This window comes from Arthrobacter sp. 49Tsu3.1M3, from assembly GCF_900168135.1.
In the GTDB taxonomy this organism is placed as follows: Bacteria; Actinomycetota; Actinomycetes; order Actinomycetales; family Micrococcaceae; genus Arthrobacter.
This window is the reverse complement of record NZ_FUZD01000008.1, coordinates 95,331-118,554: the sequence shown is the minus strand read 5'-3', so window position 1 is coordinate 118,554 and position 23,224 is coordinate 95,331. Positions and strand designations below refer to the sequence as shown.

The following is a 23,224-nucleotide window of genomic DNA, read 5'->3' as shown; positions in this document are numbered from 1 at the left end:
ACGCAAAAACACAGACCGGCCCCCGCACATGCGGGGGCCGGTCTGTGTTGTGGTGCCTGAAAGACCGTAAATCAGGAACCGAGGTAGTCGCTCAGCCGCTCAGCCGCGGAAGGCACGGTGAACCCGGTCGCCTTGATCTTGTCCAGGTTGAGGGCGCTGTTCAGCGGCCGCGGCGAGACGGACTTGCCCTTGAAGTACTCCTCGGTGCTCACACCGGTCACGGCCTCCCGCGGCTTGCCGGAGAGTTCGTAGACGTCCGCGGCGATGTCCGCCCAGGACTGCTGCTCGCCGTCGTTGCTGAGGTTGTAAACGCCGTACTCGGCGCCCGATTCCAGCAGGTGCCGGATGCCGGCGGCGATGTCTTCAGTGAAGCTCAGCCGCCCGATCTGGTCATCAACCACCGACGGTTCGATGCCGCGCTCGGCCAGCGAGGCCATGGTGCGGACAAAGTTGTTACCCTCGCCGATCACCCAACTGGTGCGCACAATGTAGTGCCGGGGCACCACACTGACGACGGCGTCGCCCGCGGCTTTGGTCTGGCCGTAGACGCCCAGCGGCGCCACCGGCTCCGATTCGTCGTGCGTGGCGCGCGTGCCGTCGAAGACATAATCCGAGGACACGTGCACCAGGGTGAGGTCGTGTTCGACAGCGGTGCGGGCCAGGCGCGCCACGGCTGTGACGTTGACCGCCCAGGCGGCCGCGCGGCCCTCGGCCGACTCGGCGGCATCCACGGCGGTGTAGGCCGCGGCGTTGATGATCGTGGAGTAGTTCTTCCAGTTCCGTCCGGCGAAGGCGTCCTCGCTGCCGAGGTCGAACTCGTCCCGGCCGGCAAACTCAACGGACGGGTCGCCGTCGTACTGCCGGCGCAGCGCCTTGCCGAGCTGGCCGTTGGCGCCGACCACGAGGACCTTCCTCGGCGGCATCGGTGTGACGTCCGCCAGGCGCGGGTGCGCCTTGTCCTTGTCGGAGAGCTCGGCCTGGTCCAGCGGCACGGGCCAGCTGATGGCCGCGGTCTCGTCGGCGAGGTTCAGGAACGTGTACTGGCCCTGGGCGTCGGCGGACCAGTGGTCGTTGACGAGGTAGGTATAGGCGGTGTTGTCCTCCAGCGTCTGGAAGGCGTTTCCCACCCCGCGGGGAATGAAGATGGCCTGGCTGGGGTCCATCTCGGCGGTGAACACGGCGCCGAAGGTCGGGCCTTCGCGCAGGTCCACCCAGGCGCCGAAAATCCTGCCGGTGGCCACGGAGATGAACTTGTCCCACGGCTCGGCATGGATGCCGCGGGTGGTGCCGGCGGATTCGTTGAACGAGATGTTGTTCTGCACCGGGCGGAAGTCGGGCAGGCCAAGCGCCACCATCTTTTCCCGCTGCCAGTTCTCCTTGAACCAGCCCCGGTTGTCACCGTGGACGGGAAGGTCGTAGAGGACGACGCCGGGGATCGGGGTTTCGTGCGCTGTGAGCTTTTTCGAGAACTCGATCGACATAATCTACTGGCCTTGTTCCTTGTACTTCGCTTCCGTGGCGGCCTTCTGGGGCCGCCACCAGTCCTCGTTGTTCCGGTACCAGGCGATGGTGTCTTCGATGCCGGCCTCGAAGTTGGAGAACTGCGGCTTCCAGCCGAGTTCCTCGCGCAGCTTGGAGGAGTCGATGGCGTAACGCATGTCGTGGCCGGGCCGGTCCACCACGTGGTCGTAGGCGTCCGGCGCCTGGCCCATGTGCTTGAGGATCAGTTCGACGACGTCTTTGTTGTTCTTCTCGCCGTCGGCACCGATCAGGTAGGTCTCCCCGATCCGGCCCTTGGCGATGATCGCCAGGACAGCGGACGAGTGGTCGTTGGCGTGGATCCAGTCGCGGACGTTCTCGCCCTTGCCGTACAGCTTGGGACGGATGCCGTCGATCACGTTGGTGATCTGGCGCGGGATGAACTTCTCCACATGCTGGTACGGACCGTAGTTGTTGGAGCAGTTGCTGATGGTCGCCTGCAGGCCGAAGGACCGCACCCAGGCGCGGACCAGCAGATCCGATCCCGCCTTGGTGGAGGAATACGGGCTGGAGGGGTTGTAGGGCGTGCTCTCGGTGAACCGCTCCGGGTCATCGAGCTCGAGATCGCCGTAGACCTCGTCGGTGGAGATGTGGTGGAAACGCTTGTTGTGCTTCCGCGCGGCCTCGATCAGGGTGTAGGTCCCGATGATGTTGGTGTCCAGGAACGGGCGCGGATCGTGCAGCGAGTTGTCGTTGTGGGATTCCGCGGCGTAGTGCACCACGACGTCGGACCCGGCAACCAGGCGCTCCACCACGGCGGCGTCGCAGATGTCGCCCTGCACCAGCGTGAACCGGTCTGCAGGCAAGCCCGCCAGCGACTCCACATTGCCCGCGTAGGTGAGCTTGTCGAGGACTGTGACGTGGTGGTCGGTGTTCTCCAGTACGTAGTGGACGAAATTGGAGCCGATGAAGCCGGCGCCGCCGGTGACGAGGAGTTTCTGCATGAGGCCAGCTTACCGAAAGGCCGTTGCCGGCTCAGACCCGCCGGCGGGTCCTCCGGAGGGCTTCGACCATGAGCCGGACCAGCATCACGCGGGCCGCGACGATCTTGGGCAGCGACCGCAGGCCGGCAGGCGTCTGGTTCGATTCGTGGATCCGGCGGTAAATGGTCGACTCGTCAAGGTGGGTTATGGATCCGGCGACATTGCCGCAGATGGCCAGCCAGAGATCGTGTGATTCCCGGACGTAGGCGGGAATCGGGGTGAAGTAGCGGGCAGCCTCCCGGCGGAAGGCCATGCCGCAGCCGTAGTACGCCCGGTACCCGATCAGGATGGCGAACAAGTTTGCCACGTGCCGCCGCGAGTCCGCGGACTTCAGCCGCGGAATCCAGGGCCGGTTTCCGCCGCCCAGCATGTCGAAATTGCTGGCGACCACCATTGAACCGGACAAGGCAGCGAGCATCAGCTCCAGCCGGCCCGGAATCCAGACATCGTCCTGGTCGGACAGGAATACGTACTCCCCCCGGCTCAGCCGGATCGCTTCCTCGAAGCTGCGCACGTACCCCCGGTTGACAGGCGAGCGGACGAGGCGGATCCGCGGATCATCGATCCCCTCCACGATCGCGGCAGTCTCGTCGGGGGACGCATCATCGACCACGACGAGCTCGTCGTCGGGACCCAACTCGGCGAGGATGGACGCTATCTGCTCGCGGACAAAGGCCGCACCCTTGTAGGTGGCCATGCACACGCTGGCCCTGATCTTTGGCACGCCGGGGCCGTTCTCGTCGTTCATGCGAACCACTCTAGGCGACTGCCGGGCCAGGGGCCGGGGCGGGGCAATCACGTATCATCGTTAGGTCAAGCCCCCCAGCACGAGGACCGTACCGCATGAGACCCGTTCTGTTCAGGCTTGCAGGCTTCACCCTGTTGCCGCTGCTGGCACTGGTCCTGCCGTTCCTGCTCCTCCCGGTCGTTTCGCGCGTCGTGGGGGCCGCCGGCTGGTCCAGCATCACCTCTGGCCAAGCCATTGGCATCTTTGCGTCGACCATCATTCTCTGGAGCTGGAACATCTCCGGCCCGGTCGAGATTGCCCGCGCCGGAGCCTTCCCGCTGCGGGCGGCACTCTATTCCAGGAGCGTCCGTTCGCGGATCCTGCTCGCGGTCGTCGTGCTGCCCGTCATGAGCGTGATCGTCGCGCTCGTGGCCCGCGAGGGTTTCCGCCTCGATGCCATCACCATGGCCTGGGCCACGGCGCTGACGGGTTTCTCGCCTGCGTGGTACGGCATCGGCACCGGCCAGCCCCGGATTCTCGCCGTCTACGACACCCTCCCCCGCTTCTTCGCGGCCATCATCAGCGCCCCGGTCATCCTGCTCACCGGACAAGTCTGGACGTACGGGCTGGTCTCGGTCCTTACGACGCTCGTGGCATTGATCGCATTCCACCGCCGGTTCGGCGAACCCCGGACCTGGCTGCCCCGCAGCCCGCGGACCGTCGTGCGCGAGATCGTTCCCACCGCCGGCACGGCCGGCATTAACTTCACGGGAAGCGCCTACGGCTCGTCCCCGGTTCCGATCGCCACCGCGACGGTGCCGTCGGCCGCGGCCACGGCCGGTTTCGCCTCGGCGGACGCCATCTACCGCCTGGGGCTCTTCACGATCGTGGCGCTCGGCAACACCTTCCAGGGCTGGACCCTGGAGCACGATGCCGCCGACCCGCGCCGCCGCCACTTCGCGGCCATGGCTGCCCACGCGGCCTTGGGGCTCGCGGGCGGGATCTTCCTCACGCTGTTCGGCCCGTGGGTCTCCGGCGTGATGTTCGGCGAAGCTGTCCGCGCGGACACCCTGACCTGCCTGTTCTACGGGGTGTCCTTCTTCTTCATCTCCTCATCGACGCCCCTGATCCGGAATCTGCTGATCCCCGCCCAGCGCCAGAAGTCGGTGCTGATGTGGACCGCTGTTTCCGCCGTCGTCGGCGTGCTGCTCATGGTGGCGGCCGGGCTGGCGGCCAACGTTCCCGGCGTCGCCCTGGGCATGGCAGTGAGCGAGGCCCTCCTGTTCCTGGGCCTGCTGCGTCCTTCCCTCCGGATCCTGCCCGCGGGCGCCCGCGGCCGGGGCCGGAAGGTAGGATCAGCAGCGTGATTGCCAGATGCCCGCGGCCGGTCGCCGCCGTCAACACCGCATTCCCCCGGGTGATCACGAATCCCGAGCCGGACGCCGCCCACTCCCTCAGCCGCCTCCGGGCCGTTGATATATTGGAGAACTATGAAAATTCTTGACTCGACCCGTGTGCTGGTCATAATGCCGGCGTGGAACGAAGCCGAGTCCGTGGGGAATACCGTCCGGGAAGTGCTCAGCGTCGGCCGGCCCTACGATGTCCTGGTGGTCAATGATGGCTCTGCGGATGCCACCGCCGCGGTCGCGAAAGACGCTGGCGCCACCGTCCTGACGCTGCCGTTCAACCTGGGGGTCGGCGGTGCCATGAGGGCCGGCTTCAAGTACGCCCAGCGCCTCGGTTACCAGCGCGTGATCCAGGTGGACGCCGACGGACAGCACGATCCCCGCAATATCCACGAGGTCCTGGCAGGCCTGGAGCACGCCGACATCTCCATCGGTGCCCGCTTTGCCGACCGCGGCGACTATTCGGTCAGCGGCCCGCGCAAGTGGGCCATGCAGCTCCTCGCCAAGGTCATCTCAGCACTGGCCAAGACCCGGCTCACGGACGTGACCAGCGGCTTCCGTGCCGCGAACGGGCGCGCCATCAACCAGTACCTGGACCACTACCCTGCGGAGTATCTGGGTGACACCATCGACTCCCTGGTGGTGGCGATCCGCTCCGGCTGCCGGGTGACCCAGGTCCCGGTCGAAATGCGCCCGCGCCAAGGCGGGACTCCCAGCCACAACCCCGTCAAGTCCGCCGTCTACCTCGGCCGGTCCGTCTTCGCCCTCATGTTCGCTCTGACCCGTAAGCGGTCCACCATTTCCGACCCCGCGCTGGCCGCCAAAGGAGCCGTCTAATGGGCAACTGGCCCGCCTTTTTCCTCGCCCTGGCGATCGTCGGCGTCGTCTTCGAGATGCTCCGCCGGAAGAAGCTTCGCGAGAAATACGCAGCACTCTGGCTCTTCGTGGGCATCGGCACGCTGGTTCTGGCCGCCTTTCCGAGCCTGCTGACGATCGTGGCCGAACGCGTCGGCGTCCAGCTGCCGTCCAATCTGCTGTTCATCATCAGCATCCTGCTGCTGCTCGGCGTCTGCCTGCACTTGTCCTGGGAGCTGTCCGTGGTCGAGGACGAGACCCGCACCCTCGCGGAGGAAGTGGCCATCCTCCGGACCATGGTCGAGGACATGTCCTCCCAGGACGGCGACGCTCCGGCGACGCCGACGACGAAGTAGGAGGCCCCGGTGGCACTGGACATCTTTATCCCCTACTGGGGCGACGTTAACTACATGAAACTGGCCGTCGACAGCGTCCTGGCCCAGACCAGCCCGGACTGGCGCCTGACGGTGGTTGACGACGCCTACCCGGGCGACGAGGTCAGACGCTACGTCGAGGCCGCGGACGATCCCCGGATCACGTATATCCGCAAGGAAAAGAACGAGGGCATCACCGAGAACTTCAGGACCTGCGTCTCGCTGGCCAGCCAGGACGTCCTGGTGGTCATGGGATGCGACGACCTTCTGCTGCCGAACTTCGTGGACGTCGTGCTCCGCGCCCACGCGGAGTTCCCCGACGCCTGGATTATCCAGCCCGGCGTCCAGATCATCGACGAGGACGGCAAACCCTCGGTTCCGCTGGTGGACATCGTCAAGCAGCGGCTGGTCAAACCGCGCGGCACCGGGTCCCGGCTTGTGGGCGGCGAGCGGCTGGCGGTCAGCCTCCTGCACGGCGACTGGCTCTACTGGCCCTCCCTGGCCTTCCGCCGCGACCGGATCCGGGACTACGACTTCCGTGACGGTTTCCCCGTCATCCAGGATCTCGCCCTCGTCATTGACATGGTGCTTGGCGGGGCCGAGCTGCTGATCGTCCCGGATATCTGCTTCGAATACCGCCGGCACACCAGCAGCGCGTCGTCCGCGAAACTCGTCGACGGGTCCCGGTTTGTCGGTGAGCGCGACTTCTTCGACCTGGCCGCGGCGCTGTGCACGGCGAAGGGCTGGCGCAAGGCGGCCCGCGCCGCCCGGCTGCGGCTCACGTCCCGCGCCCACGCTCTCCTGATCCTCGCCGGCACGCTCCGGCAAAGTGCCTCGGGGACGCTCGGCATCCTCCTGCGGCATTCCTTCGGAAAGTGAGCGAACCCCACGTGACCGGCGAGTCCCCCGTCCCTGCCACGGGCGCCACGGGCGTCACCGGCGTCGTCACCGCGTTCCGGCCGACGGCGGCGCTGATCGGCAACGTCGAATCGCTGCGCAAGCAGGTGGACGCCGTCGTGGTCGTTGACGACGGCGGCGGCCCCGGCTTCGAGCCGATCTTCGCCGCGCTGGCCGCGGCCGGCGCAGAAGTCGTGCGCCTCCCGGAGAACGCCGGCATCGGCGCCGCCTTGAACGCCGGGATCCGCACGGCACGCCGGCAGGGCAACCCGGAGTACATCCTGACCGTGGACCAGGACTCCCTGCTGCCCGCGGGCTACGTGCAGGCGCTGCGCCGTGCCGCCGCGGACGCGCGGGCCGCCGGCGTCGAGCCCGGCCTCATCTCCCCGTCCAGGATCCACGGAAACCCGGTGCTGCGCGCCGGGACCCGGAACGGCGTCGCCCTGGGCCGGGAACCGATCCAGTCGGGCCTCCTGATCCCGGCCGGCACGCTGGACGCCCTTGGCGGGTTCTGGGAAGAGCTCTTCATCGACCTGGTCGACACCGAGTACTATTACCGCGCCCTCGCCGCGGGCCTGCCCACCGTCCTCGCGGCGGCGGAGTTCGACCACTCCCTCGGAACGATGGTGGAGGCCAAGGTGTTCGGCCGGCCCGTCCCGGCAGGCGGACGCCCGCTGCAGGTGCGCACCGCCGCGACCTGGCGCTACTACTACATCTTCAGGAACCGCCTCGTCACGGGCCGCCGCTACGCGCTCCGGTATCCCGCCTGGGTGGCCGGCGGAATGTGGGGCGATCTGCGGCACCTGCTGATCGTGACCCTGCTGGCGCCCGGCCGCACTGCCAGGCTCGGCTCGGCGCTCCGCGGCACCGCCGACGGACTCCGCGGACGGACCGGGCGCCGGCATTCGGCCTGACACCGCCTGGGACGCGGGGCCACCGGCCCCTCCACGGGTTTGGCCCAGTGCAGACCGGTAGGAGAGGATGTATACCATGCGCGGAATAATTCTTGCCGGCGGGACCGGCTCTCGTCTCCATCCCATCACCCACGGCATCAGCAAGCAGCTCGTCCCGGTATACGACAAGCCGATGATCTACTACCCGCTGTCGACGCTGATCCTGGCCGGCATCCGGGACATCCTGATCATCACCACCCCGCATGACGCCGAGCAGTTCAAGCGCCTCCTCGGCGACGGTTCACAGTTCGGCATCAGCCTGAGCTATATCCAGCAGGCCTCCCCCGACGGACTGGCGCAGGCCTTCATCCTCGGCGAGGAACACATCGGCAACGAGACCGTTGCCCTGGTGCTGGGTGACAACATCTTCTACGGCCAGGGGATGGGAACCCAGCTGCGGAAGCACAAAGACATCGACGGCGGTGCCGTTTTCGGCTACTGGGTCAAGAACCCCAAAGCCTACGGTGTCGTGGAGTTTGACGACGCCGGCCAGGCCGTTTCGCTGGAGGAAAAGCCGGAGCGGCCCAAGTCCCACTACGCCGTGCCCGGCCTGTACTTCTACGACAACGACGTCGTCGGGATCGCCAAGGACCTGAAGCCCTCGCCCCGCGGCGAGCTGGAAATCACCGACGTCAACCGGACCTACCTCGAAAGGGGCAAGCTCCGCGTCGAAATCCTGCCCCGCGGCACGGCCTGGCTGGACACCGGAACCTTCGATGACCTCAACGACGCGTCGAACTTCATCCGGACGGTCGAAAACCGGCAGGGCCTGAAGATCGGCGCCCCGGAGGAGATCGCCTGGCGCCAGGGCTTCCTGAGCGACGATGAACTCCGCCAGCGCGCCGAGCCGCTGGTCAAGAGCGGGTACGGCGCGTACCTCCTCGAACTCCTGGAGCCGTAACCCTCCATGTGGATGTCCGTCTTACCGCAGGTCCTGATCGCCTGCGCTGTCCTGGTCCTGCCCGGGCTGATCATCTCCATTGCCCTGCGATTCAGGGGATTCAGCGCCCTGGCGCTCGCCCCCGCGTTGACCGTGGGCGTTGTGGTCATCACCTCCACGTTGGCCCCGTTCCTGAACGTGAGGTTCGGGCTGCTCCCCGTGGCCGTGGTGGCCGTGGCTCTGTCCCTGCTCGGTTTGTGGGCGGCACGGTTCCGTCCCTCCGGCCCGGCCGCAACCGGACTGAATCCGTTGAGGGTGCCGGACGTCCGCGGCGACCTCGCGGCGCTGGCCGGAGCCGTCATCGCCGGAGGGCTCCTCGCCGTCCACACCGTCCACCTCATCGGCAGCCCGCAGGCCATTTCCCAGACTTATGACGCCGTCTTCCACCTGAATTCGGTCAGGTTTGCCCTGGATACCGGCCAGGCGTCGTCGTTGACCCTGGGCGCGATGACCGACGGCGGCGCCTACCCGGCCGGCTGGAACGCTGTCGCCACCCTCGTCGCCATGGCAACGGGCGCGAGCGTGCCGCTCGCCGTCAATATCACCAGCATCGTCCTTGCGGCCGTGTTCTGGCCGTTGGGATGCCTCCTGTTGGCGCGGTCCGTGGTGGGGGGACGCCCGGCCGCGCTGGTCGCCGCAGGCATTGCGGCGGCATCGCTGGGCGCCTTCCCGCTGCTCATGATGGACTTTGGGGTCCTGTATCCCAACCTGCTGGCCATCAGCGTGTTGCCCTCCAGTGTCGCCCTGGCTGCGGCGTGTGCCGGGTTGACGCCCGGACTTGTCCGCCGCGACCTCGCCTCGACCCTTGCCCTGCTGCTGGCGCTCACCGGCCTGATTGTCGCCCATCCCACGACGTTCATGGCCTGGCTGACGTGGACCCTGCCCATGGTGGTGACGCTGGTGTGGTGCTCTGCGGCTGCCCTTCGTCGGAAGCAGGCCCGCGCCCGCTCGTACGTCCTGAGGCTGGCGTTGCCGGTCGCCGGGTACGCCGTCGCATTCGACCTGCTGTGGACCAATCTGCGCCCACCCCCCGAGGCTTCGTTCTGGGGCCCTTACCAGAGCATTCCGAAGGCCATTGGCGAAGCCATCACCATCTCCCCCGATGGCCTGGCACTGGCCTGGCTCGTGGCCCCGCTGGTATTCCTCGGCCTCTGGGCCTGCTTCCAGGACCGCTGGCAGCGCGTGTGGATCGCTGCCGTCTTCGCGTTGTTCACCTATCTGTTCGTTGTGGTCTCCGGCTTTACCAAGTCGGAAACCCGGGACCTCCTCACCGGCGTCTGGTACAACGACAGCTACCGGATTGCGGCCCTGCTGCCGCTGATTGCGGTCCTGCTGGTCGCCGTCGGCATTGACTGGGCAGGGCGCCGCATCCTGGCGATGCGCGGCCGGTCCAAGGCCCTCGCGGTCGCCCTTGACGGCTCTCCGCGCTGGGGGCGCGCCGGAACCGCGGCCTACCGGACCGCGGGCATCGCCGCCGTCGTGCTGGCCGCCATCGCCCTGGGACAGCAGGGCGGCCTGGAGCTTGAGGTTGAGCAGGGTTCGAGGAACTACAGGCTCGCCGCCGATTCGCCGCTGGTCTCCACCGATGAGCTCCAGCTTATGAAGCGCCTGCCCCAGACTGTCCCCGAAAATGCCCTGCTGATCGACAATCCCTACACGGGTGCGGCGCTGTCCTATGCCCTGGGCGAGCGCAAGTCCGCCCAGCTGCATGTCATGAGCTACGTCTCCCCGGAGGTGAAGCGGATCTACGATTCGATGGGCAACGTGACGACGGACGCCAGCGTCTGCCAGGCAGTCCGCGCGGCGAACGCCTACTACATCCTGGACTTCGGCCCGGTCGAAGTCCACGGCGGAGACCACACTCCCGCCGGGCTGCGCAACCTCGCAGCGAACCCCGGCGTGCAGCTCATCGACAGCCAGGGCGAGGCCAAGCTCTACAAGGTCACCGCCTGCGGGAACTGAACCCGGCCGCTGCCTAGAAGCTGAGCTGCCGGGCCAGCGCCGGTGCCAGCGTCTTGGCAAAGGTGTTGGTCATGTGGTTGTCCCGGTACACGAGCACGTTGCCGATGACGGCCGGGCAGATCCCCTGCCGGCAAAAATAGGCGGACATATCCAGAACCTCGACGCCGGGCACGCGTGCGCCGGCCAGCTGCAGGGGGTCGGCGGCGGTGCCGGCGTCGGATGTTGTGAACTGGCACGCGGGCGAGCCTGGTCCATTGGCCTGGACGCAGTCCGGTGCCGAAAATTCCGGATACGGCGTGTCGGGCACGACGGCCACGCGGATCCCGGCTTCCCGGAGCGGCTTCAAGAGCTGGACATAGCCGCTGACGAGTTCTTCCGGGCTGCCCCACGTCCAGTTGAGGGCTTCCCGGTAGCCGGCCGGCGCCATTCCCGATACCACCACCAACCGTGGACGCAGCTTCAGGATGCGCTGCAGCGTGGCCTTGTTCTGTTCGGAGCAACTGCGGTACACCGTGGCGCCATTGGCGGCCGGCGCTGCCGTGAAGGGGCACCCGTTCCGGACCATGGCCTGTACCTTCCAGCCCCCGGCCGCGCCGGCAATCACGAGCGGATCCACGTACTGCGCGGCGTGTGAGTCCCCGACGACGACGACCGTCTGGGTGGCGTCCGGCGCGCCGAAAACGCATTGATCAGCCCCGGTGACGGCCGGGTTGAACTTCCCGCATGTCTCCGTCCAGGTCAGTGGCACGTCCTTCATGGCGACGGCGGGATCGGGCCGGACGGGCATGCCGTCGGGGACGGCGGCGGGGCGGACGGGATCAAACGCCGTCGCGCCAGGATAGTCGCGCAGGTCCAAGGCCGCGTTCAGCTGCTGCGACTTGGCTTCGACGACGCCCCACGGCACCGCAGCTGCCACCGTTGACGCCACGATCAGTCCTGCTGCCAGGACGAAGGCATTCCGGCGCAGCAATCCCCACCGGCCAAGTGGCGGCGATCCTTGGGCGGCTGGGGTTCCATGCCGGAACTTCTGCTCGACGAGGTGGTAGGACGCGACCGCCAGGGCCAGGCTGATGCCCACCATGGCGGTTCCCTGGATGACACCCGGAGCCCGCCCGAGGTGGAAGACGTAGATCACGACGACGGGCCAATGCCACAGGTACAGGGAATATGAAAGATCGCCGATGTAAGTCACTGGCCGCAGGCTGAGGACCCGGCTTGCCGAGTAAACGGCGGGGCTGCCCCCAGTGGCCGTTGCGGCCGCCGGCGAACCGGCGGTAAGCAGCAGCAATGTCCCCGCGACGGGCAGGAGGGCGATGCTGCCCGGGAAGTCCATCGCAACGGAGAGGGCCATCGCGGAATAGACGATCACGCCCAGGCCGATCCAGCCTGAAAGCCAGGCCCGCGCCGGGCCCAGGCGCAATTTGGGAATCAGCAGGGCGCCGATGCCCCCGGCGCCCAGCTCCCAGATCCGCGTGGTGGTCGCAAAGTACGCCATGTCGTGCTGGGAGGACGAGAAGGCGACGCTGTGGACGAAGGACGCCAGCGACACCACCGCCAGGATCCCTAAGGAGACGGTTTCGATCCGGAGGCGCCGCTTCACAGTGACGGCCACTCCCGCCAGCAGGATGACGGGAACGATCAGGTAGAACTGCTCTTCCACCGCCAGGGACCAGAAGTGCTGCACCGGGGACACCAGGGCGGTCGCCGCGGCGTAACTGTCCACGCTGAAGGCCTGGTTCCAGTTTTGCACCTGAAGGGCGGACATGATGACGTCCAGGGAAATGGACTGCCAACGGTTCTGCGGCAGCAGAATCACGGCGCCCAGCATGGTCGCCAGCAGAACCGTGGTGGCAGCCGGCAACAGGCGCCTGATCCGTTTCGCGTAAAAGACGGAAAGCCGGATGTGTCCGGTACGCCCCAGTTCCTGGACGAGCGATCCCACGATCAGGAAGCCGGAGATGACGAAAAAGACGTCGACCCCGACAAAACCGCCGGGGAGAACGCCGGGCCAGACGTGATAGATGATCACCACGCCCACCGCCAGGGTTCGCAGCCCCTGGATGTCCAGTCGCTGGCCCTTCCTTCCCGCGCCGGAAGCGCCCGTGTTGCTGGCGGGCCTGGCCGGCTCGGGGGAGCCCTGGGGCTGGGGCAGGACAGCCGCCGACGGCACAGAGGTCACAGTTCTCTTTCTGTTTTCAAACAACGTCATCGATATTTAGCGCTGTGTGCGCTTGCCTCGAACCCGAAGGGACCATGTCCAGTGGACATGGTCCCAACAGATGCGCTGCAGTTACCGGCTGCGGTACTGCCTAGGCCCGCAGCCGGGCAACGGCCTCATGAATAGGTCCGTCGAATAATACGTTGCCATGCTCGAGATAGACACCCCGGGAACAGATGCGCGACACCAGGTCAAGGTCGTGGCTGACTACCACCAGCGTCTTGCCGTCCCGGGCCAGTTCCTGGATCTTGGCTATGCACTTGCGCTGGAACGGCTCATCTCCGACGGCAAGGATTTCGTCGATCAGGAAGACTTCGGGGTCGGTGTGGACTGCCACGGAAAATGCCAGGCGCAGGTACATGCCGGACGAATAGAACTTGACTTCCGTGTCGATGAATTCGCCGATTTCGGAGAATTCGATGATCGCGTCGAAGCGTTCGTTGATCTGCTTCTCCGTCATCCCCAGGATCGCTCCATTGAGGTACACGTTGTCGCGGCCGGACAGGTCAGGATGGAAACCCGCCCCGACCTCGATCAGCCCGGCCACGCGGCCGCGCGTATAGACGCTGCCGGAATCCGGGAGCATCACGCCGGAGATGTGCTTGAGCAGGGTGGACTTGCCGGATCCGTTGAGTCCGAGCAGCGCCACGGTCTCCCCCGTCTCCACCATCAGGGAAACGTCCTTCAGGGCGTGGAACTTCTTGGAAAGATCACCCTTGCGGCCCTTCACGAGCCAAACAACCGCCTCTTTGATGGAACGGGTGTGGCGGAGCACGAACTGCTTGCTGACATTGGAAACTTCAATCGCGTTTGCCATTTAGAGCTCCTGGGCAAAGCGGCCTTCAAGCCGCCGAAAAGTTAGCTGTCCCAGTGCCAGGACCACCAGCGAAATGATCATGCCGACCGGCAGCCATAGGCTGAACAGGTTCGGCGGCATCGCGGCAGATCCGTCAGTTGTGGGGTACCAGAAGGCATAGTGGAACAACTCGACGCCCACCGTGATGGGGTTGGCCTGGTAGAGGGCGAAGAACCCCGGGCCCAGCTTTGATTCCACCATCGTCCAGGAGTACATGACGGGCGACGCCCAGGTCGCCACCATCAGGAGCATGTCAACGAGGTTTTCCGAATCACGGAAGTACACGTTGGCGGCCCCGAACAACAGCCCGAGCCCGGTGGCCAGGAAGCCCACAATGGCGAATCCGCCGACCGCCGCCAGGAGCTGGAACGCGTCCGGGTGCCACCCGGCGACGACGCACCCGATCACCAGGACAACGAGCTGGGGGAAGAAATGCACGGCCGATACCCAGACCGACGCCACCGGAAACAGCTCCCGGGGAAGATAGATCTTCTTAATCAGGTTGCCGTTGTTCACGATCGATCGCGCGGAGTTCCCGAGGGCTTCGGAGAAAAAGTTGATCAGCACGATTCCGGAGAAGAGATACACGGCATAGTTCGAGAGGCCGTCCGGGTTCCGCGCACTGCGTTCCAGGCCCAGGAAGACGCCCAAGGCCACATAGAACACGAGAAACTGCACAGCGGGCTTCACATAGGACCAGAGGAGACCCAGAACGGAGCCGCGGTAGCGGACTTTCAGTTCCTTGCGGACCAGCAGTTTCAGCAGAAAACTGGACTGGCGAAGATCCCGAAATCCACCACCGAGGCCCGGGCGGGTCAATTCCCCGGAAATCGTGGTTGTCACTCTATTTCACTTCACTCTGGGTGTGCTCTTCGAAGATTTTCTTCCAGGAATCCAGGGACGTGAGTTCCGGCATCGCCGCCTTGTACTGCTTGCTCAGCGACTGCCAGTCCTTGAGCAGGGCAGCGTGGAGGCGGCTGCTCTCGGTGAGCATTTCCCGCACGCGCTTGGGGTCCCGCTTGTACCAGGACGCGCCGGTACCCTCAGCGTTGGAGACGATGGCGCTGTCGAACTGCGCGATCCGCCACCAGCGGTTGTCCTGGTGCGCAATGTTGGTCTGCGGACGTTCCGCACTCGTCTTGGTGACCGGGCGGAACAATTGGCGTGCGACCGTCTTGGCAGCCCAGGGAAGGAGCGTGACCCTGGACGGCTGCGACACGCCGTGCCCGCGGCGCGGCGGCTTGTCCATCTTGGGCGTCGGGAAATCGTCCGCGTCGGCCCGGAAAATCGAGTCCGAGTAGCCGGCCATCATCTTCCGGATCTCGGGCAGCTTCGAGGGCAGCAGGTCCGGCAGGTCGGCCGGGCCCTTGAGAACATCCTCTAGCGCCCAGCCGCGGCCGTGAGCGGTCGCATACTGCATCGACACGAGGTGCTTGATGTCCGCATACTGCGATTCGCGCACCACGCGGCCGCCGTGCTCGTAGGGGCTGTGGAGCAAGGCCGCCACGATCCGGTTCCGGGCGTGGAAGTAGGCCTGCCAGCCCACGAGGTCGTCCTTGTCGATCCAGGAGACATGCCATACGGCCGAACCCGGCAGGGAAACTGTCGGGAAGCCGTGCGCCTTGGCGCGCAGGCCGTATTCCGAGTCGTCCCACTTGATGAAGAGCGGAAGTGAGAGGCCGATTTCCCGGATGACCGAGGTCGGAATCAGACACATCCACCAGCCGTTGTAGTCCACATCGCAGCGGCGATGCAGCCATGAGGTCTGGCGCAGGTTCGAGGACAGGAAATCATGCCCAAGGACCATGTCATCGCTCGGCAATGACGGCTGGAAGCGGTAGGGGTTGACCACCTCGCCGAACGTGTGGAGAACCGTCCGGTTGTAGAGGTCGAACATGTGGCCGCCGACGATCGTCGGTGTCTTGCAGCGGTCCGCGAACGTGAGCAGGCGGATGATGCTTTCAGGCTCAACCACGATGTCGTCGTCCATGAGCAGGACGTAGTCACTGCCGTTTTCGACGGCCTCGAACATCCCCCGGGCAAAGCCGCCGGAGCCGCCGAGGTTCGACTGGTTGATGATCCGCAGTTTGCCGCCAAGGGATTCACGGACTTCGGCGAAACCGTCCGCGTCCTCGACCTTCTGCGTGCCTTGGTCAACCAGCAGGATCTCCTGGACATGCTTGAGGGCATCCGGGTTCTCGGCCAGCAGCCGAAGATTGTTGAGGCAGAAGTCGGTCTTGTTCAGCGTCGTGATCTGCAGGGTGACAGACCCGGGGGTGCTATCAACAGCGGGGCCCTGCCATTCGGCGTCGACCATGACAAGCGGTTCGGAGCCCGCCACGAGGTCGAACCAGTACCAGCCGCCGTCGCCGAAGGGCGCAAGGGACAGCTCAAAGGTGTTCTCCGCCGCGCCCTCGACGCGCCGCGTGTCGACGCGCTGCAGGGACCCGCGGGCGTTCGACTTGTAGACGATGACCGATCCGGCGCCCTGGGTGCGGACCTGAAGCCGGACCGAGTCAACCGAAGTCCATCGCCGCCAGTAGCTCGCCGGGAAGGCGTTGAAGTAGCTGCCGAACGATACCCGCTCCCCCGAACGGACCTTGGTGGAGCTGCGGGACAGGAAGTCTTCAACGTGGGCTTCCTTGGTGGAGCTGCTGAAGGACTGTGCGCGGGCCTTCTTGCCGTCGCCGCTGCCGACCGTAGGAAGCTGGATGCCGGTGGCGGTGCCCATGTCCATGTACAGGGGGACGGTGTCCATCTGGCTGGCGTTGGGCAGGATGACCCGCTGCAGGGTGTCCCACTGCTGGGCGGAATCTACCTGGGTGTCGGTTGCGGCGCTCATGCGTCCACTCCTCCGCTTTCAATCTTGGCGCCGCCTTCGAAGTGCGGGCGGATCTTGTTGTCGAACATGGTCAGGGCCGAGCCGATCGCCATGTGCATGTCCAGGTACTTGTAGGTACCGAGGCGGCCGCCGAAGAGGACATCCTGCTCGGCCGCGGCCAGGTCGCGGTACTTCAGGAGCCGGTCGCGGTCCGTGGGCGTGTTGATCGGGTAGTAGGGCTCGTCGCCCTTCTCCGCGGCACGGGAGAACTCGCGCATAATGACGGTCTTCTCCGTCTGGTAGTCGCGCTCCGGGTGGAAGTGGCGCGGCTCAATGATGCGGGTGTACGCGACGTCTTCGTCGTTGTAGTTCACTACCGACGTGCCCTGGAAGTCGCCGACGTCGAGCACCTCTTCTTCGAAGTCGATGGTGCGCCAGGACAGATCGCCTTCGGCGTAGTCGAAGTAGCGGTCAACGGGTCCGGTGTAGACGACCGGGATGTTGCCGACCACCTTGCCCTTGCTGTACTCGTGGGACTCATCGAAGAAGTCCGTGTTGAGCCGGACCTCGATGTTGGGGTGTTCGGCCATCTTCTCGATCCACGCCGTGTAACCGTTGGTCGGAAGGCCCTCGTACTTGTCGTTGAAGTACCGGTTGTCGTAGTTGTAGCGCACCGGAAGGCGGGAGATGATGCCCGCGGGCAGGTCCTTCGGATCCGTCTGCCACTGCTTGCCGGTGTAGTGCTTGATGAACGCCTCGTAGAGCGGGCGGCCGATCAGCTGGATGCCCTTGTCGTTCAGGTTCTGCGGATCGGTGCCGGCCAGTTCGCCGGCCTGCTCCTTGATCAGTTCCTGGGCCTGCCCGGGGGTGAGGTTGGCCCGGAAGAACTGGTTGATCGTGGCCAGGTTAATGGGCAGGGAGTACACCTCGCCCTTGTGCACGCCGTAGACCTTGTGGACGTAGTTCGTGAACGTCGTGAAGCGGTTCACGTACTCCCACACGCGGTCGTTGGACGTGTGGAAGAGGTGGGCACCGTAGCGGTGCACCTCAATACCGGTCTGCTCTTCCTTTTCGCTGTAGGCGTTGCCGCCAATGTGGTGCCGGCGGTCGATGACGACTACCTTCAAGCCCAGCTCAGTGGCGGCCTGTTCTGCGATTGTCAGGCCGAAAAAGCCCGACCCTACGATGACGAGGTCAGCGGTCACAAACTCTCCTGGTTCGAATGCGGGCAGCGCAATGTTGTGCATTGTCTGCTGGTCTAGCCTACCTGAGACCCGATGGGGTCCGGCGAATCGCGGCTGGCCCCGCGAACAGATTCCACCCCCGTCGAGGGTCCGGGAGCCGATCATGGCGGGGTCAGCGGCGCCGCTCCAAAGCGTTTTCCACATGGATCATTTTCCCGGGCGCAGCCGGGCCGGAGCCTACCTACTGTGGAACCGGACCCGTGGAACCGGGCCCGTGGAACAGGACCGGAACCGGACCTGTGGAACCGGCCGGCCGGTCGGAAAGGATGTCGCGGATGATTTACCACTGCTCTCTCGCGTCCAGCAGCCGGATGCTGAGCGCCCCCGCAGCGGGTACGACGCCGGACGGGCAGCTCATTGAGCTGTCCGTCGAGGTCCCCGACCCGTGCCCGGGCGCGGACCTGGAGGCTGCCGTCGCCCGGCGCTACGGGACCGGTGAGCTGTCGGTCCGGGGAGCGCCGGTCACCGCCATGACCGTTGGCGTGCCGCCCCTGGTCCAGGGTGCTGTGCTGGTTGAGGGTGCTGGGCTGGTGACAGGCTCGGGCGCGGCACTCAGCTCCGGGCAGGGTCAACGGCATGCAGCCACGTTGCTGCTCGCCGTGGACAGCGGTCCCGGCTCGGGCACGCTAGTCGCGCTGCGGCGAGGACGGTTCCGGATCGGGCGCGGCGGCACCGAGATCGTGATCCCTGATGCCGCGCTCTCCCGGGAGCACGCACGCCTGGACGTCGCGGACTCGGACGTCACGATCATGGATCTCGGCAGTGCGAACGGCACCAGCGTCGATGGCCGGAGCGTGCGCACGGCCCCGGTGACCACGGCGTCCTCGATCCGCTGCGGCGACTCCACTATCTCGCTCCGGCTCGGGCCGACCGGCGTGCCCCGAGCTGCCCCGGACCCCGTGACGTTGCTGGCAGGCTCCAGCGTTGCCGCGCCGCTGGTTGTCCGCGGCACCGCCGCGCCAGGCCACCGGGCCGCCATGGCGCTCGCCGCGTTGCTGCCGCTCCTGGTTGGCGTCGGCCTGGCATTTTTCACCGGCATGTGGATGTTCCTGGCCTTCAGCGCCGTCTCTGGCGTGTCCGTCCTGGTCCCGTTCCTTTCGGGCCGCCGCCAGCGCCGCGAGTTCCGGGCCGCTGTGGCGGAGGCCGCCCTGGAGGACAGCGAACGACGCCGGCACGCCGCACCTTCCGCGGCCGACCTGACCATTGGTTGCGCGGCTGCGGCGCCCCCGGCAGCCCGTGCACCTGGCGTGGAGCCGCCGGAAATCTGCCTGCGGCTCGGTCTAGCGGAGCAGAGCGCGAATATCCGGCCCGAACCACCCGACGCCGGCTTCCGGCCACCGTCGCTCGGCCAGGTGCCCCTGACCTTGGACCCGGTCCCGGCGGTGGTGACCGTCCACGGCTCCGCGCCCGCGACGGCCGGACTGGTGCGCTCGTTCATCCTGCAACTGGCCGCCTATCCCCTGGCGGGCAGCACCCGATTGCTGCTGCATGGCCCTGCGGACACCGTGCCGTTGCCGGCGCGCTTCCTGCCCGGCGTCACACTGTCCGCAAATGACGCCACCACCGCGGCCGTGCTGGCCGCCGGTCCAGGCAGTCCCGGCAGTCCCGACGAGCCGGGCGGTCCCGGCGGTCCCGGCGCTCCTCCGGGTCCAGGCGAGGGATTCGACCGCGGCGTCCTCATTCTTTGGGACACTCCGGCGCAGTCGGGGGCCGCGCCCGGTCCTGGCGCTGCTGGCGCCGGCCCGGCATTCAGGGCAATGGCGGCGGCGCACGGATGGAGGGTGATCGAGTGCTCGCCGGAGCCTGGTCCCGGCGTACACCCCGGCATTGTCCTCGGCCGGCGCGGCACCCTGATCAGGACTGGTTCCCCGCCCGTGGACTTCGTGCCGGATCTGGTCCCGTCCGAAGTCTTTGACCGCTTTTGTCGCGGGTTCACTGCCGCACGGCGTACGCCTGCGACTCCCCCGCCGGCCATCCCGCAGGATTGCAGCCTGACCGACATCCTTCCCCTCGCGGCACAGGATATCTCCCGGCGCTGGTCCCGGAGCGGCGCGGAGGCCGGGCTTGGAACGCCCGTGGGCGCGGCGGTGCGGGGTGCCGTGCAGATCGACCTGAAGGCTGACGGTCCGCACTTCCTGGTCGGGGGGACCACGGGTTCCGGAAAGTCGGAGTTCCTGCGGACACTTGCCGCCGGCCTCGCGGCCAGCCATCCACCGGACCGGGTCAACTTGCTCTTCATAGATTTCAAGGGCGGCTCCGGCCTGGGCCCGCTCACCGGCCTCCCACACTGCGTCGGCATGCTGACCGATCTGGGCGCTGCGCAGGTGGAGCGCACACTGGTTTCCCTGCGGGCCGAGGTTCGAAGGAGGGAGGAACTGCTGGCCCGGGACAATGCCCCGGATCTCGCGGCCTACGAGGCATCACCGGCTGCCGGACCGCGCGTCCCCTCTCTGGTTATTATCGTTGACGAGTTCAGGATCCTGGTGGACGAAGCTCCCGGCGCCCTCGGCGAACTCATGAGGATCGCCGCCATCGGCCGGTCACTGGGGATCCACCTCATCATGGCCACCCAGCGCCCGCAGGGAGCCCTGAACGCCGACATCAGAGCCAATGTCACCACCCGCATCGCGCTCCGGGTCCAGTCCGGCCCCGAATCCTTCGACGTTATGGACTCCGGGCTCGCGGCCGCGATTCCCATCGCACGCCCCGGGCGGGCGTTCCTGATCCGCGGTGCACAAGCTCCGGAGGAATTCCAGACCGCCACCCTGACGCCCCGGGCCGACCCGCGGACACATGGGACGGTCACGGTTCGCACGGCCACAGACGAGCTGACCCGGCCACCGGCAGCCGCCGGCTTCCAGGCCGACGCCTCCGCCGGACGCGAAGCAGACGACGGCTCCGCCGGCTTCCAGGCCGACGGCTCCGCCGGACGCGAAGCAGACGACGGCGCGGCCCTGGCACCCGTTCCGGCCCCGGGGCCGGCAATGGTTCCGGCCCCGGCACTGACGCCGGCATTGACTCCGGCGCAGGGGGCGGCGGCGCTCATCGACGCCGCTGCGGCTGTGTGGCAGGGTCTCGGCACACGAAGGCCCCGCCGGCCGGTGGCAGATCCGCTGCCGGCCCTGCTGCCGCACCCAGGTTTCGGGCGCGCCGGGCGGGACATGGTCCGGCTGGGGCGGGTGGACCTGCCGGAACTGCAACGCGTCACGGAGTTGGGCTGGAGTCCCTCCGGGCATGGGCATCTGGGCCTTGTCGGCTCTGAAACCGGCGCCGCCGACCGGGTATTGGCCCTCGCAGTTGATCAGCTTCTGGCCGGCAGTGTGGAGTCGCACCTGTACATCCTCGATGCCGCCGGCGCCTTCAGCGGCGCCGCAGCGGAAACCCGGGTCGGCGCAGTAGCCGGCCTGCACGAAGTGCGCCGCGCTGCCAGGGTCCTGCGGCGGGTCGCCGAGGAAGCCACATCACGGCTGGGTGCGCCTGCGGGCGGGCCCAGGCCCGGGCTGGTCCTGGTGGTCAGCGGCTGGGGCGCCTGGGTTTCGGCATTCCGGTCCGGGCCGCTGGCCTGGGCCGAAGACCTCGTTCATGACATCGTGCGGGACGGTTCCCGGGCAGGGGTTACCGTCCTCGTCTCGGGCGGGCGTGAACTCGTGACCGCGAGGTTCTTCGCTGGCCTGCCCAACCGGATTTTCTTCCCTTTAGGGTCTACCGACGAAGGCCGCCTCGCCTGGCCGCGGCTTCCGGCGCTGGAGCCGGTCCCCGGCCGCGTAGCCGTGTTCGGCGCCTTTGTCCCCACGCCTCTGGCGGCCGGGCATGCGGCCCAGCTGTTCGAACCAGCAGCCGCGGGCGGGCGGCGTCCCGCGAGTGGGGCCGTTTCGACGAGGCCCTTCCGGGTGGACGCGCTGCCCGGTTCGGTGACCGTGGACGAGGTGCTGGCCCGGTGCGGCTCCGGTCCAGGTCAGAGGATTCCGGCGCCTGCTGCCGCGCCCGGCGCCATCCCCGGCCCGGCGGATGTCCCGGTCCCCGCGGTTGTTTTGGTCCTCGGTGTCGGCGGTGACGAACTGCGGCCGCAGGGAATTCAGTTGCCCTCCGGCAGCGTTCTCGCCGTCCTCGGCGGCCCCGGCTCGGGCAAGAGCACGCTGCTGGCCGCGCTGCCGGGGATGAACCCTGCTTGCGTCTGGCTCGCGCCGCCGCCGCCGGGAACCGCTTCCGGCCAGTACTGGTCCGGGCTCCACGCCAGCGCGCTCGCGGGCACCTTGGACCGGACAGCGATTGCGCTCGCAGACGACGCCGATCTGCTCTCACCCGAGGCCAACAGGGCTTTGGCGTCCCTGAACAGCCTGGGCTGGAGGGTGATCCTCACCGCGGGATTTGGCCCGGGCTTTGGGCAGCGGGTGGATCTCGCTGCCATCGCGCGCGGCCAGGGGCGGGCGGTCCTGATACGTCCGCGGGGGCTCATGGACAGTGAGCCGTTCGGGATCCGGTTCGAACCGGAGCCCAGTCCTCCGCCGGGACGCGCCGTCGTCATCTCCGACGGCCGCGCGACGCCGGTCCAGCTGGCTGCGCTCTGCCCTGCCGGCCGGCCGGACCTCCTGCGCCCCTCCGGCGGGCCGGACCACCTCTTCCCCGGGCGGCACGCCGCACGGGACGGACCTCTACAGGGCGGGAGGGGCTCCGGCTGCCCGTGAGGCGAACGCTATGACCCGCTTGTCGAACAGAAGCACGATCGCCGTCACAGCGGGGATCAGCATGGCCAGTCCGGCCAACGGATAGCCGCCGGTCAGGGTGGGGAAGCCAATGGTCAGCACGAAGATTTGGGCCACCAGGGCACCGGCCCGCGGCCAGCGGAACCCCCGCAGCAGAAAGCGTGCGACGGCAAAGAGCCACACGGAGAAGGCCAGCAGCAGGCAGAGCGTAAAGACGGCACCCCAAAAAGAGAGCACCGGCGCCCCGGTCAGAAGCTGGGTCCCGTACCAGACGGCCGCCACGAGCAGCGCAGTGGCTTCCAGTGCCACGACTACGGCGATGACAACAATTCCCCGAGGCCGCACAGGGCCTCCGGCTGGGGCTTCGCCCGGGTTCGCCTGCGAATTTGCGTCGGGAGGGCCGCCGGCATTTTCACGGAGACTGTCACCGGCGTTTTCGCGGGGATTCTCACCGGGGTTTTCGCCGGCATTTTCACGGGGATCTTCAGGGTTCACAGGGGGCCTTGACACACTGGCACACTACCGGACATAGTCGTCTAGATGTGAGGAAGCCGCCACTGAATGTGATGCATCGCTCACGGTCTCGAGGCATCTTGACCTCTATTACCCCTTGTTTACACAGCGTTAACATGACACGCTTAATCCAGATGACCGAGGGGGCCCCAATGGGCCCTTTTCTTATGAAGCCTCTAGTGAATAATTTCACAAAGGCATTTAACGAGTTCCCAGGAATGGAGTGACTGATC

17 protein-coding genes are annotated in these 23,224 nt (G+C 66.9%); 8 read left to right on the top strand and 9 right to left on the bottom strand.

Annotated features, from left to right (window positions below; genetic code table 11):
* Positions 1-71: 71 nt before the first annotated feature.
* From B5X90_RS11280 to B5X90_RS11270, 3 genes are read right to left on the bottom strand one after another with little or no spacing between them, the layout of a single operon-like run.
* On the bottom strand, positions 72-1,481 hold the full coding sequence (locus B5X90_RS11280; RefSeq protein ID WP_079552998.1) for a sugar nucleotide-binding protein: 1,410 nt from the start codon (positions 1,479-1,481) through the stop codon (positions 72-74).
* 3 nt (positions 1,482-1,484) lie between these two features.
* A complete protein-coding gene (gene rfbB, locus B5X90_RS11275) occupies positions 1,485-2,483 on the bottom strand; it encodes a dTDP-glucose 4,6-dehydratase (RefSeq protein ID WP_079552996.1) in 999 nt (332 codons plus the stop codon).
* A 31-nt stretch (positions 2,484-2,514) separates the two neighbouring features.
* Complete coding sequence (locus B5X90_RS11270) at positions 2,515-3,270, bottom strand: glycosyltransferase family 2 protein (RefSeq protein WP_079552994.1); 756 nt, start codon at positions 3,268-3,270, stop codon at positions 2,515-2,517.
* A 95-nt stretch (positions 3,271-3,365) separates the two neighbouring features.
* Between B5X90_RS11270 and B5X90_RS11265 the strand changes: the two genes are divergently transcribed.
* The 7 genes from B5X90_RS11265 to B5X90_RS11235 all read left to right on the top strand — a co-directional run bounded on the left by B5X90_RS11265 (position 3,366) and on the right by B5X90_RS11235 (position 10,636).
* On the top strand, positions 3,366-4,616 hold the full coding sequence (locus B5X90_RS11265) for a polysaccharide biosynthesis protein (RefSeq protein WP_079552991.1): 1,251 nt from the start codon (positions 3,366-3,368) through the stop codon (positions 4,614-4,616).
* Positions 4,617-4,739: 123 nt separating this feature from the next.
* Positions 4,740-5,492: a glycosyltransferase family 2 protein gene (locus B5X90_RS11260; RefSeq protein ID WP_043435191.1), complete on the top strand. Its 753-nt coding sequence runs from the start codon at positions 4,740-4,742 to the stop codon at positions 5,490-5,492.
* Positions 5,492-5,866, top strand: coding sequence for a DUF2304 domain-containing protein (locus B5X90_RS11255; RefSeq protein WP_079552988.1), 375 nt, complete (start codon positions 5,492-5,494; stop codon positions 5,864-5,866). Before B5X90_RS11260 ends, B5X90_RS11255 begins: the two co-directional genes overlap by 1 nt.
* Before the next feature lie 9 nt (positions 5,867-5,875).
* The gene (locus tag B5X90_RS11250; protein WP_079552986.1) at positions 5,876-6,763 is read left to right on the top strand and encodes a glycosyltransferase; all 888 of its coding nucleotides are present in this window, start codon (positions 5,876-5,878) and stop codon (positions 6,761-6,763) included.
* A complete protein-coding gene (locus B5X90_RS11245) occupies positions 6,760-7,695 on the top strand; it encodes a glycosyltransferase (protein ID WP_256860182.1) in 936 nt (311 codons plus the stop codon). Before B5X90_RS11250 ends, B5X90_RS11245 begins: the two co-directional genes overlap by 4 nt.
* Before the next feature lie 76 nt (positions 7,696-7,771).
* Entirely contained in the window at positions 7,772-8,635 is an 864-nt protein-coding gene (gene rfbA, locus B5X90_RS11240) for a glucose-1-phosphate thymidylyltransferase RfbA (protein WP_079552980.1), read from the top strand.
* Positions 8,636-8,647: 12 nt separating this feature from the next.
* A complete protein-coding gene (locus tag B5X90_RS11235) occupies positions 8,648-10,636 on the top strand; it encodes a DUF6541 family protein (RefSeq protein ID WP_143264720.1) in 1,989 nt (662 codons plus the stop codon).
* 13 nt (positions 10,637-10,649) lie between these two features.
* On the opposite strand, the gene B5X90_RS11230 is transcribed toward B5X90_RS11235, so the two are convergent.
* From B5X90_RS11230 to glf, 5 genes are all read right to left on the bottom strand, one after another.
* The gene (locus tag B5X90_RS11230) at positions 10,650-12,815 is read right to left on the bottom strand and encodes an acyltransferase family protein (RefSeq protein WP_079552970.1); all 2,166 of its coding nucleotides are present in this window, start codon (positions 12,813-12,815) and stop codon (positions 10,650-10,652) included.
* A gap of 130 nt (positions 12,816-12,945) precedes the next feature.
* Positions 12,946-13,671, bottom strand: coding sequence for an ABC transporter ATP-binding protein (locus B5X90_RS11225; protein ID WP_079552968.1), 726 nt, complete (start codon positions 13,669-13,671; stop codon positions 12,946-12,948).
* Positions 13,672-14,553, bottom strand: coding sequence for an ABC transporter permease (locus tag B5X90_RS11220; protein ID WP_079552966.1), 882 nt, complete (start codon positions 14,551-14,553; stop codon positions 13,672-13,674).
* 1 nt (position 14,554) lies between these two features.
* On the bottom strand, positions 14,555-16,552 hold the full coding sequence (locus B5X90_RS11215) for a glycosyltransferase (RefSeq protein WP_079552964.1): 1,998 nt from the start codon (positions 16,550-16,552) through the stop codon (positions 14,555-14,557).
* Complete coding sequence (gene glf, locus B5X90_RS11210; RefSeq protein WP_026538428.1) at positions 16,549-17,736, bottom strand: UDP-galactopyranose mutase; 1,188 nt, start codon at positions 17,734-17,736, stop codon at positions 16,549-16,551. The genes B5X90_RS11215 and glf overlap by 4 nt, the downstream gene beginning before the upstream one ends.
* A gap of 314 nt (positions 17,737-18,050) precedes the next feature.
* Between glf and B5X90_RS11205 the strand changes: the two genes are divergently transcribed.
* Entirely contained in the window at positions 18,051-22,460 is a 4,410-nt protein-coding gene (locus tag B5X90_RS11205) for an FtsK/SpoIIIE domain-containing protein (protein WP_179129114.1), read from the top strand.
* Here the strand turns inward: B5X90_RS11205 and B5X90_RS11200 are convergent.
* Positions 22,428-22,823 (bottom strand): hypothetical protein, encoded by a 396-nt coding sequence (locus B5X90_RS11200; protein ID WP_079553080.1) that lies wholly within the window; start codon positions 22,821-22,823, stop codon positions 22,428-22,430. The genes B5X90_RS11205 and B5X90_RS11200 overlap by 33 nt on opposite strands.
* Positions 22,824-23,224: the final 401 nt, after the last annotated feature.

What these genes read in the sequence shown, in the direction of transcription:
- B5X90_RS11280 (WP_079552998.1), bottom strand. Translation starts at nt 1,481, where the DNA reads ATGTCGATCGAGTTCTCGAAAAAGCTCACAGCGCACGAAACCCCGATC.
- rfbB (WP_079552996.1), bottom strand. Translation starts at nt 2,483, where the DNA reads ATGCAGAAACTCCTCGTCACCGGCGGCGCCGGCTTCATCGGCTCCAAT.
- B5X90_RS11270 (WP_079552994.1), bottom strand. Translation starts at nt 3,270, where the DNA reads ATGAACGACGAGAACGGCCCCGGCGTGCCAAAGATCAGGGCCAGCGTG.
- B5X90_RS11265 (WP_079552991.1), top strand. Translation starts at nt 3,366, where the DNA reads ATGAGACCCGTTCTGTTCAGGCTTGCAGGCTTCACCCTGTTGCCGCTG.
- B5X90_RS11260 (WP_043435191.1), top strand. Translation starts at nt 4,740, where the DNA reads ATGAAAATTCTTGACTCGACCCGTGTGCTGGTCATAATGCCGGCGTGG.
- B5X90_RS11255 (WP_079552988.1), top strand. Translation starts at nt 5,492, where the DNA reads ATGGGCAACTGGCCCGCCTTTTTCCTCGCCCTGGCGATCGTCGGCGTC.
- rfbA (WP_079552980.1), top strand. Translation starts at nt 7,772, where the DNA reads ATGCGCGGAATAATTCTTGCCGGCGGGACCGGCTCTCGTCTCCATCCC.
- B5X90_RS11235 (WP_143264720.1), top strand. Translation starts at nt 8,648, where the DNA reads ATGTCCGTCTTACCGCAGGTCCTGATCGCCTGCGCTGTCCTGGTCCTG.
- B5X90_RS11225 (WP_079552968.1), bottom strand. Translation starts at nt 13,671, where the DNA reads ATGGCAAACGCGATTGAAGTTTCCAATGTCAGCAAGCAGTTCGTGCTC.
- B5X90_RS11215 (WP_079552964.1), bottom strand. Translation starts at nt 16,552, where the DNA reads ATGAGCGCCGCAACCGACACCCAGGTAGATTCCGCCCAGCAGTGGGAC.
- B5X90_RS11205 (WP_179129114.1), top strand. Translation starts at nt 18,051, where the DNA reads ATGATTTACCACTGCTCTCTCGCGTCCAGCAGCCGGATGCTGAGCGCC.